Annotated in this window: 9 protein-coding genes; 1 reads left to right on the plus strand and 8 read right to left on the minus strand. The window is 65.6% G+C overall.

Annotation, left to right across the window (positions count from 1 at the left end; all coding sequences use genetic code 11):
* The 7 genes from E0T84_RS31125 to E0T84_RS31155 all read right to left on the minus strand — a co-directional run.
* Positions 1–1237: MlaD family protein (locus tag E0T84_RS31125; protein WP_138746397.1), on the minus strand; the 1237-nt coding region annotated here is incomplete at its 3' end.
* Entirely contained in the window at positions 1234–2352 is a 1119-nt protein-coding gene (locus E0T84_RS31130; RefSeq protein WP_070186366.1) for an MCE family protein, read from the minus strand. The genes E0T84_RS31125 and E0T84_RS31130, both read right to left, overlap by 4 nt.
* Entirely contained in the window at positions 2349–3413 is a 1065-nt protein-coding gene (locus tag E0T84_RS31135) for an MCE family protein (protein WP_110764993.1), read from the minus strand. The genes E0T84_RS31130 and E0T84_RS31135 overlap by 4 nt, the downstream gene beginning before the upstream one ends.
* Complete coding sequence (locus E0T84_RS31140; RefSeq protein ID WP_070186365.1) at positions 3406–4461, minus strand: MlaD family protein; 1056 nt, start codon at positions 4459–4461, stop codon at positions 3406–3408. Before E0T84_RS31140 ends, E0T84_RS31135 begins: the two co-directional genes overlap by 8 nt.
* Positions 4458–5990, minus strand: a complete 1533-nt coding sequence (locus E0T84_RS31145) for an MlaD family protein (protein ID WP_138746398.1) — start codon at positions 5988–5990, stop codon at positions 4458–4460. The genes E0T84_RS31140 and E0T84_RS31145 overlap by 4 nt, the downstream gene beginning before the upstream one ends.
* The gene (locus E0T84_RS31150) at positions 5991–6848 is read right to left on the minus strand and encodes an ABC transporter permease (RefSeq protein ID WP_070946783.1); all 858 of its coding nucleotides are present in this window, start codon (positions 6846–6848) and stop codon (positions 5991–5993) included.
* 1 nt (position 6849) lies between these two features.
* Positions 6850–7719 carry an ABC transporter permease gene (locus tag E0T84_RS31155; RefSeq protein WP_070946784.1) on the minus strand — a complete coding sequence of 290 codons (870 nt, stop codon included), beginning with the start codon at positions 7717–7719 and terminating at the stop codon, positions 6850–6852.
* 642 nt (positions 7720–8361) lie between these two features.
* On the opposite strand from E0T84_RS31155, the gene E0T84_RS31160 reads away from it, so the two are divergent.
* Positions 8362–9387, plus strand: coding sequence for an NAD(P)H-dependent glycerol-3-phosphate dehydrogenase (locus tag E0T84_RS31160; protein ID WP_070187068.1), 1026 nt, complete (start codon positions 8362–8364; stop codon positions 9385–9387).
* 16 nt (positions 9388–9403) lie between these two features.
* Here E0T84_RS31160 and E0T84_RS31165 read toward each other — a convergent pair whose 3' ends face one another.
* Entirely contained in the window at positions 9404–9919 is a 516-nt protein-coding gene (locus tag E0T84_RS31165) for a hypothetical protein (RefSeq protein ID WP_070187067.1), read from the minus strand.
* Positions 9920–10061 lie beyond the last annotated feature (142 nt).

A 10061-nucleotide genomic window follows, 5' to 3' on the forward strand; every position in this document is an offset into this window, starting at 1 on the left:
GTGCCGGAGCCGGTGCCTCGGCAGGGGGCGCGTCGGCGGGCGGTGCCTGCGGAGGAGCTTCGGGAGCGGGAATGATCTCACCGGGCTCGGTCGGGCTGGGGATCACCGGCATCTGCGGCACCGAGGGACCGCGGCCCACGACCCGCTCCTGCAGCCGCAGCAAGGTGTACTGCAAAGAGCCCACCAGCTGATGCCAGTTGTACCGCTTGGGTCCATGGAGCCCAGAATCACCGGCGAAGCCGATATCGGGAATCGAACCGAGAATCAGCCGGTCGATGCTGGCACGCACCGAAAGACCACTGCCGGATGACATTTTCACCAACGGCGGCATCAGCCGGTTCAGCGCGTAGAGCGAGGCATCCGGAGACAGCGCCACATCGTTCCAGGCACCGGCCACCGTGTTGGCGTCGGCGATCACGCTCCGTCCGCTGGTGTCTGTCCCCGCGACCGACGGGAACTTGCGCAGTTGTGCCGACGTGTCACCGATCTGGGTGATCAGATCCGCGATCTGAGTGGTGTGCTCGGCGAGAGTATCGGTGGCCGGGCCGGCGGCGTCCATCAGCTGACCGACGGTCTGGTTCTTGTCCTCGATCTGCTGCAGCAACCGCGATGTCTCGGTCATGGCGTCCGACAGTTGGTCCGAGCGCGCGTTCAAGGTGCCCAGCGTGTGGTTTGTCTTCGCGATCAGGTTGCCGAATGCCTGCCCCTGGTCGCCGGTGGCCTTGCCCAGGCCGTTGATGATGTTGGTGAAGTTGCGCACCGCGCCGCCATTGACCAGGATCGCCGCCGAACCCAGCAGCGATTCCACGGTCGCGGCGGCCTGCGTGTCGTCCAGCCCGATGGTGTCACCGTCCTTGAGCAGCGGCGCGTTGGGGTCGACCGGGCTCGGCGGCTTGACCGAGACGAAGACATCGCCCAGCGGTGTCGCCGAACGCAGTTCGGCCGTGGTGCCGCGGGGCAATCGAACCCCGTCCATGATGCGCAGCGTGGTCACCGCGGTGTAGTTGCTGGCCACCATCGACTCGAGCTCACCGACGTCGGCACCGGCCAGTTTCACCTTGGCACTGGCCGGCAGGTTCAAGGCGTTGGAGAAGATCGCGGTCAGCTGGTAGCCGCCCGAGCCGACGCCGGGCGCGGGCAACGGCAAGCTGGCCAAGCCCTCGGTAGCACAACCCGAAAGCGTCAGGCAGGCCGTCAGCACCGCGGGTAGGACGTATTTGCGCACCGGTGTGATCATCGCTGTCCCATCGCCGCCATGCCGTCGAGCATGTAGGTCAGTCCGAAATCGGGACCGAAGTCCTGCACGGTTCCGGTGCTGCACCCCAACTGCCGCAGCCCCATCATGTTGCAGACCTCCTTGACGGTCTGCGAATCGAACAGCACCTTGTCCACCAGAACGTGCGCCCGCGCCGAGCCGTTCTTCTGGTCGACGATGTTGTAGACGTTGTCCAGCGTCATCGGAGCGAGGTCGAGGAACTCGGCCAGTTCTCGCCGCTGGTCCACCGTGGTGGTCAGCGCGGTATTACCGTTGAGGACAATCTGTTTCACTTCCTCGCGGTGCGTCTGGAGCACCTCGCCCACCTGGTTGATCACGTCGTTGATCTTCTTGCCGGTAGTGCCGCTGCCGAAGTTCTCGTCGGCCAGGATCTGACTGAGCTGGCGCACCGAGGAACCGAACTCCCGCAGCGTGGTGTCGTTGCGGGCGGCGGCGTCGAACAATGAACTCAGGTTGCGCACGATCGTGGTGAGCTGGTCGCGGGTGACCGCGCCACGGTCGGAGCTGAGCCGCAACGCGTCCGACAATTCGCCGAGCGCATCCTTCATCTGTTGACCGTTGCCGTCGGCGATCGCCGCACTGGCGTTGACGACGTCAGCGATGGGTCCGTTGCCCTTTCCGTCGCCTTTCAACGAGGATGACAGCTTGTCCAATACGTCGAGCACCCGGGCGAATTCGACCGGAGTCTTGGTCCGGTTCAGGCCGATCGTGTCGTGGTTCTGCAGGGTCGGGCCGCCGTGGTAGGCCGGAGTCAGCTCGATCTGGCGGTCGGTGAGGATCGAGTTGGAGATGGTGACCGCCTGCGCGTCAGCCGGAACCGAGACGTCCTTGTCGACCGTGAACTCGACCTCGACATAGTTGCCCTTGGGCGTGATCTTGGTGACCCGGCCCACCTGCATGCCCAGCACCGCGACCGTGTTTCCCTCGTAAAGCCCTGCCGCGCTGTCGAACTGAGCGGTCACCGTGATCGTGTCGGTTCGGTCCTTGAGGAACCACCAGCCGACGCCGATCACCGCGGCGGCCAGCACCGCGCCGATCACGCACAGGGCCACCAGCTTGCCGCGGATCATGCTCATTTGCAGTCCTTGTAGTACTGAAGCATGTTGAACTGCTTGGCGCGCCCACTGATCGCACACATCCAGGAGTCGATCAGCAGCCCGTTGCCGACATGCATCTCGCCCGCGTTGCCGTTACCGGTGGCGTTGGCGAGGCCGCGCAGGGCTACCGGGCCGGACTGCAGCGTGCTGCGCAGCAGATCGTCGTGCTTGCCCAGCATGTCCGACAGATCGCGCAGGTTGGTCAGCAATTGCTCGAGTTCGGGACGATCGTCTATCACGATGCCCGTGAGGGTCTGCACCAGGTTGGTCAGCGCCGCGAGCATGGCCTGAAACGACGCCCGGCGCATGACGAATTCGCCGACCAGGTCGTTGCCCTGGTTCACCAGGTTGCCGATCGTGGCCTGCTGGCGCCGTAGCGTGTTGGCGACCACGTCAGTGGTCTCCAACAGGGACCCCAGCTGATCACGCCGGTCGGCGATGATGGTGGCCAGGGTATGGGTGTTCTCCAGTGCCCGCGGCACGACCGCCGGCAGGCCCTCCATCTGCTTGCCGAGGATGCTCAGCGTCTGGGCGAACTTGTCGGAGTCGACCTGCTCGAAGGTGGTGGTCACGTCGGCCAGCGCCTCCTGCAGGTCATACGGCACCTCGGTGTGGCTGAGGTCAAAGGTGTTGGCGGGCAGTGAACCTGAGCCTGACGGCTGCAGGGCCAGATAGCGCGAGCCCAGGATGGTGGTGATCTTGATGACGGCCCGTGAGTCCTTTCCGAGTGGGACATCGTCGCGCACCTTGAGTTTGGCCTCGACGTAGTTGCCGGCCAGCTTCATGCTCTTGACCTCGCCGACGGGCATGCCGGCAACAGTGATCGGGTTGCCTGCCTTGAGCGCGGCGGCCTGCTGAAACCGCGCGGTGTACTGCCGATAACCCACATCGGCCACCTTCACGATCAGCATCGCCCCGATCAGCACGGACACCACGGCGATCGCGATGATCCCGAGCCACGTCCGGTTGTAACTCTCCAGCGGACGCCGCCGCTTCTTCGGCGCCTTCGGCAGTTTCGACTCAGTCACTCGCTCAACCATTGGCCATGTTCCTGCACTTGGGGGTGTACTGCGCCTTGTTCCCCGGCGTTGCCGCGTCGACGATGATCGGTGCGACGTCATTGAGGCCCGGGAAGAAGCCCGTCGCATTCAGGTCGCAGGCATAGGTGGTGGCGTAGGCGCCCTCGTTGGTGAACCGTGCGAATCCCTTGAGCAGCAACGGCAGATTCGCGCCGGTGAACGCGAGTTGCGGTTCGATTCCCACCATGTGCGAGACGAAACCGGGCTGCCGCGTCACGAGCTGATTCAGCGACGGGTAGACCTCATCGCTGATGGTCGACAGCTGCTGCACCACCTTGGAGATCGATCCCAGCGACTCCACCATCTCGGGCCGGCGGGCATCGAACGTGGACACCATTCCCCGGGTTTGGGTGATCACCTCGTCGAGGCTGTCGTTGTGCTGGGCCAAGTTCTTGGCCACCGCGTTCAGGTTGTTGATCACCTCTCCGAGTTCCTGGTCCCGGCCGGCGAAGGAATCGGTCAGCTGGGCAGTCTGGTCGACGAGCGCGACGATGGACGCGTTGTCGCCCTGGAGCGAAGCGATCACGCCTTTGGTGAGATTGTCGGCGTCGCGTGGGTTGAGCACGCTGAACAGCGGCTCGTATCCGTTGAGCAGCGTCCCGACATCGAACGACGGATCGGTCTGTTCCACCGGGATGACGCTGCCGGCCGGAAGCCGTCCGGGGTCACCGATTTTCCCGAGGGACAAGCCCAGATAGCGCTGCCCGACGATGTTCTGGTAGGTCACCGAGGCGACGGTCCGGCCGTACATCGGCTGGTTGTCCTGCACCACGAACGACACCTTGGCCAGCGCGCCCTGCAGTTCGATCTTCTCCACCCGGCCGACCCGGACCCCGGCCATCCGGACGTCATCGCCCTCGCGCAGACCGAACACATCCGAGAACAGCGCCGCATACGGCACCGTTTTTCCGCCCACGTCGCGGCGCAGCGTGACGTAGACGAGCCACGTCAGCACCAGGGCTACCACCATGAACAAGGACAGGCCGATCGCCGCTCCGCGGTATTTCATTGGCCCCCCTCTCCAGAAACCGATTGTGCGGCAGCGGGCGCGGCCTCGGCGGGCAGCAACGGTCCCGCAGGTGCCGGCGGAGGTGCGCCGTTCGGGGGCGGCGCCGATCCCGGGATCGATGCGGCCGGAGGCGACCCTGGGGGCCGTGGCGCCACCGGGGCGAGCGGTGACAGTGGCACCGGCGGAGGCGGTGTCGGCGCCAGCGCGGGATTCGCCGTCCCGGGCACCGGACCCGACGGCGGCATCCACGGCGGCAGCGGTGGATTCGGGTCGGCCAGGTTGGGGTTCGGGTTGACCAGCGGCGGGCCGACCGCGACCAGGTTCCCGTTCGCGCCCAGCTGCGTTCCCGGGGGCGGGGCCAGATCAGCCGGTGGCTGATAGTTCTGCGGCAGCAGCACATCCGGGAGCGACGGACGGGTCGGCACCAGCGGCGCGGTGAAGCAGCTGGGCCCCTTGAGGCCGGAATACTGCGGGCAATCCGCCCGGGTGTAGGCGTAGCTCGGCGTCAGCGACAGGTTCACCCGCATGTTGCCGATGTCATTGCCGGGCATCCAGACGTGCTCGAAGAACTTGCCCGACAGCTGATTGAGCTTGACGAACGCCGGCACCCAGTTGTGTGAGGTGTCCGCCAGCACCCCCAGCACCGGGGTCAGATTCGCGGTGGTCTTGACGAGTTGATCGGTGTGGTTGTCCAGCGCGGTATGGGTGGTACCGACGGTGTTGATGCCGCCATTGATCATCGTGTTCAGCTGTGAGCGCTGTTCGACCAAAGTCTGCATCGGCTCGACCGCCTTGTGCAGCGCATCGAGCAGGTCGGGCGCAGTCTGCTGCAGGCCCTGGGTCGCGTCGATCAGGGCAGAGACCGTCGTCGGGCCGGGTTCGGTGGCCACCACCGAATCGAGCTGATCGACCAGCCGGTTCAATTGCGCTCCGCTGGTGAGCAATTCGGTGCGGCGGTTCTCGGTCGCGGCGTTCACCGCGGCCAGGATGCCCACTGTCTTGTCCTCACGGCCACGCCCGGTCGCGGCCAGCACATCACGCAACTTGCTGATCGTGGTCTGGAACAACACGGTCGGCAGTTCGGTGTCCTCGGGTATCTGTGCGCCCGCGGCGATCGCCGGGCCCTGACTCGAACCATCTGGCCCGGCGCCGCGGTCGACGAGTTGCACCGAGGACACCGCGAAGACGTTGCTCGGCACGACGCGGGCGGTCACCGTGCTCGGAATAGATCCCGCGTATTCGGGTTTGAGGTCGATGTGGACGAAGTTGGGATTGCCGTTGGCGGCCGGGACGACATCGTCGACCATCCCGACCAGCACGCCGTGGTACTTCACGTCCGAACGCTGTGGCAGGCCATCGCCGACGTTCACCAGCGCGGCCACCACCGGTACCCGGGCGTCGAGCCGGCCGGTTGCCTTCACCAACAGGAACGTCGAGACCAGTGCTGCCACAACGAGTACGGCGGCTCCACAGCCGAGCAGCTGACGATCGGAGGGACCCCGCCCGTCGGTATCCAGCGCGTTACCCATCTAGCCGCCGAACCTCGCTCCCGAATCGACCGTCCACAGCGCCATGGTGAGCAACATGTTGACGATGATCACCACGGTGATGCTGGCCCGCATCGCATGACCGGCCGCGACACCCACACCCACCGGGCCGCCAGAGGCATAGAACCCGTAGTAGCACTGCACGGTCGAGGCGATCCATACGAAGATGACCGCCTTGAGCACCGAGTAGAGGATGTCCTGCCCGGACAGCATGAGGCTGAAGTAATGCAGATAGGACCCGCTGGAGCCGCCGCTGATCATGTACACGACCACCTGGGTGGTCAGGTAGCTCACCGCCAGGCAGAGGGCGTAGAGCGGGATCACCGCGACCACCGCGGCCATCAGCCGGGTGGTGACCAGATACGGAATCGGGCGGATCGCGATGGAATCGAGCGCATCGATCTCCTCGGCGATCCGCATCGACCCCAGCTGTGCGGTGAACCGGCAGCCGGCCTGGGTCGCGAAGGCCAGTGAGGCAGCGATCGGCGCCAGTTCGCGCGTGTTGACCAGAGACGAGATGATGCCGGTGGCCGGGCCGAGACCGAGCAGATCGAGGAAGTTGTAGCCCTCGATGCCGACGAGGGCGCCGACCGTGACACCCAGCACCACGGCCACCCCGACGGTTCCGCCACCGACCACGAGTGAGCCGTTGCCCCAGGCGATGTCGGAGAGCAGCCGGACGAATTCTCCGCGGTAGTGACGCAGCGCGATGGGCACGGCCGTCAGCGCCCGGACGAAGAACACCATCATGTGGCCCAACCGCATCACCGGCTGGGACACCCGCTTGTACAGCCGCACCCACGGTGCGAGCAGTGGTGGGACGAACGTAGAGGCCGTCATGTCACAGCCCGACCCGAGGGAACAACATGATGTAGAGCTGGCTGATCGCCACGTTGACCACCATCAGTAACAGAATGGATTCGACCACCGCCGCGTTCACGGAGTTCGCGACGCCCGTCGGGCCACCCTTGGTGGACAATCCCTTCTGGCACGACACCACGGCCACGATGGCGCCGAAGATCACCGCCTTGACCAGAGCCACGATCATGTCGCCGGTGGTGGCGAACGAGGCGAAGGTTGCCACGAAGCTGCCGGGGGCGCCGTTCTGGAAGTAGACGTTGAACAGGAAGCTCGCCAGGAATCCCACGAAGCACACCACACCGGTGAGCGCGACGCCGATCATGATGGCGGCGACGAAGCGTGGCACCACCAACCGTTGGATCACCGAAACACCCATGACCTCCATGGCATCGGTTTCCTCACGCATGGTGCGCGAACCCAGGTCGGCGGTGATCGCCGATCCGACCGCGGCGGCCATGAGAACGGCTGCCACCAGCGATGCGGCTTGCCGGATCACGGCCAGACCGCTGGCCGCCCCGGCCAGCGACGTCGCGCCGACCTGCCCGGCCAGCAAGGCGAACTGGATCGAGAGGGTGACACCGATCGGCAGGGCCACCAGCACGGTGGGCAGCACGGCCGTACCGGCCATGAAGGCGCCCTGGCGGATGAACTCCTGCCACTGGAAGCGTCCTGTCACCAGGTCCAAGAAGAGAATCTGGATGGTCCGGACTCCGAGGACGAACTGGTCGCCGACCGTGGTGAGTGACGCCAGAGGATGACGCCTGGCATAGCCGGTGGCCCAGTTCTCGATGGCGTCGATTCCCCGTTCCGCCTCGGTCCCCTCAGCCACACGCTCGGGCGGTGCCGTCATCCTCTCTCATTAAGCAGCAGAACGAACACAGTGCAATCCCTCCCCAGGCCGAGATATGGCCACCGCCGGCCGGATAACTCGCAGTGGTTGGCACCGTAACGTCGGCGCTCGTGCTCCGTCAATGTTTTGCCGAATTATCATTCACTTAGCGAGGTTGGCTCATCAATCTCCGGCAAATCAGTCGCCGTCCGCCGGCACGCCGCGCCCGTCACGCCGCCGCACGGTGGCGACGTTTTCACTTCGTGTATCACCTGTAAATGCAGCACATTCAGCCTCCAGGGGGCCGGCAGCCCCATTGACACCGGCGTAAGGGACACGCCCGACCGGTCAGGGATTCGCGCCCGCGGCACGAACTCACCACGGAATCAGTACCCGGGACGCACGTTAACTTTGCCAATCGTGCCGAACTCGTCGGAAAAGTTGCCACGATTTTGCCGACGGGCCGCACCGCGGTGCCTGGTGAGCTGTTGCGCCGAAGTCTACTGACTACAGTCGATGTCAGTCGAGTTTCGACCGATCTCGCAGCGGCGTCCGGCGTCGCCGCCGGCTTCCGCAGGGCCGCGTCGGCCGGCGACGGGCCCGAGGCAATCCAGTTCGACAACTTGGGCTCAGCAACGGCCTCGCGGCAATACTCTGATCGCCATGGCACCCGCGCAACGAGAACCCAACGTCGTCGTCCTCGGCGGAGGATCCTGGGGCACCACCGTCGCCTCGATCTGCGCTCGGCGCGGCCCCACCCTGCAATGGGTGCGGTCGGAGGAGACCGCCAAGGACATCAACGAGAACCACCGCAACTCGCGTTATCTGGGGAACGAAGTGGCACTCCCCGAAAGCCTCAAGGCCACAAACGATTTCAGCGAGGCCGCCAACTGCGCCGATGTGATCGTGATGGGCGTGCCGTCCCACGGCTTCCGCGGGGTGCTCACCGAGCTGGCCCGCGAGCTGCGACCGTGGGTGCCGGTGGTGTCACTGGTCAAGGGCCTGGAACAGGGCACCAACCGGCGGATGAGCGAGATCGTCGACGAGGTGCTGCCCGGGCATCCGGCCGGCATCCTGGCCGGACCCAATATCGCCCGCGAGGTCGCCGAGGGCTATGCCGCCGCGGCCGTGCTGGCCATGCCCGACCAACACCTCGCGGCCAATATCGCAACCTTGTTCCGCACCAGGCGGTTTCGCACCTACACCACCGACGACGTGATCGGCGTGGAGATGGCCGGGGCACTCAAGAACGTCTACGCCATCGCCGTCGGCATGGGCTATTCACTGGGAATCGGGGAGAACACCCGCGCCATGGTGATGGCCCGGGCGGTGCGAGAGATGGCCAAACTCGGCGAAGCGATGGGCGGGCACCGCGACACCTTCGCCGGCCTGGCCGGCATGGGAGACCTCATCGTCACCTGCACCAGCCAGCGCAGTCGTAACCGTCACGTCGGCGAGCAATTGGGCGCGGGCAAGAAGATCGACGAGATCATCGCGTCGATGAATCAGGTCGCCGAGGGCGTCAAGGCTGCGAGCGTGATCATGGAGTTCGCCGACAAATACGGGCTGAACATGCCCATCGCCCGCGAGGTCGACCGGGTGATCAACCACAGCAGCACGGTCGAGGACGCCTATCGCGGGTTGTTGGTGGAAAAGCCGGGCCACGAGGTGCACGGCTCCGGATTCTGAGCCCGTCGGGCCGATCTCAGCCGATCTGGAAGGTGGGCTTGAAGTCCGACTCCTGCTCACCGATGACGAAGCTGCCCGCCGGGCCGATCACGAAACCGGACTGGTTGCGTCCGTCGATGCACGACGTCGTCACCCCGTCGGTGCCGCAGCTGATCGTCTGATAGCTGATCCGCGAATTCGGCGGCAACGGCTTGGGATTGTCGACGACGGCGAACACCGGGGCCGGTGAGCTGGCGAACCCGGGAACCCCGGGCCCGCCGCTGACCAGGTTGGCGCCGTTGGGCGCGGCCGGGATCGGGCCACTGCAGCCGTAACCGCCGCTGCGCTGCAGCACGCAGGTGATCCCCTCGGGGACGCTGAACGCGTACCAGTTGTTGTCCATCACCGCGTATTCAGAGGTCTTGACCGGTGGATACGCGTTGACATTGGGGAGGGCCGGCGCCGGTTCCGGCTCGGCGGCCGCCACCGGCGGCACACTCATCACCGCCGCCCCCGCGGCGCTCACCAGGCCAATCACCACTCTGCTCAGCACGTCGCCACACTAACCCCAATGCCGCGCAGTTAGGTGTGTGACTGGTGTGGCAAGTGTGACACGCCGTGCGGGGTGCCAGTAGGACAGCGGAACTCCCGGTATCGATGGATTGTCCGTCCAAAGACACCATCACACCAGGGAG

Source organism: Mycobacterium sp. DBP42, from assembly GCF_005924235.1.
GTDB classification, from domain to species: domain Bacteria; phylum Actinomycetota; class Actinomycetes; order Mycobacteriales; family Mycobacteriaceae; genus Mycobacterium; species Mycobacterium syngnathidarum.

What these genes read in the sequence shown, in the direction of transcription:
- E0T84_RS31130 (WP_070186366.1), bottom strand. Translation starts at nt 2,352, where the DNA reads ATGAGCATGATCCGCGGCAAGCTGGTGGCCCTGTGCGTGATCGGCGCG.
- E0T84_RS31135 (WP_110764993.1), bottom strand. Translation starts at nt 3,413, where the DNA reads ATGGTTGAGCGAGTGACTGAGTCGAAACTGCCGAAGGCGCCGAAGAAG.
- E0T84_RS31140 (WP_070186365.1), bottom strand. Translation starts at nt 4,461, where the DNA reads ATGAAATACCGCGGAGCGGCGATCGGCCTGTCCTTGTTCATGGTGGTA.
- E0T84_RS31145 (WP_138746398.1), bottom strand. Translation starts at nt 5,990, where the DNA reads ATGGGTAACGCGCTGGATACCGACGGGCGGGGTCCCTCCGATCGTCAG.
- E0T84_RS31150 (WP_070946783.1), bottom strand. Translation starts at nt 6,848, where the DNA reads ATGACGGCCTCTACGTTCGTCCCACCACTGCTCGCACCGTGGGTGCGG.
- E0T84_RS31155 (WP_070946784.1), bottom strand. Translation starts at nt 7,719, where the DNA reads ATGACGGCACCGCCCGAGCGTGTGGCTGAGGGGACCGAGGCGGAACGG.
- E0T84_RS31160 (WP_070187068.1), top strand. Translation starts at nt 8,362, where the DNA reads ATGGCACCCGCGCAACGAGAACCCAACGTCGTCGTCCTCGGCGGAGGA.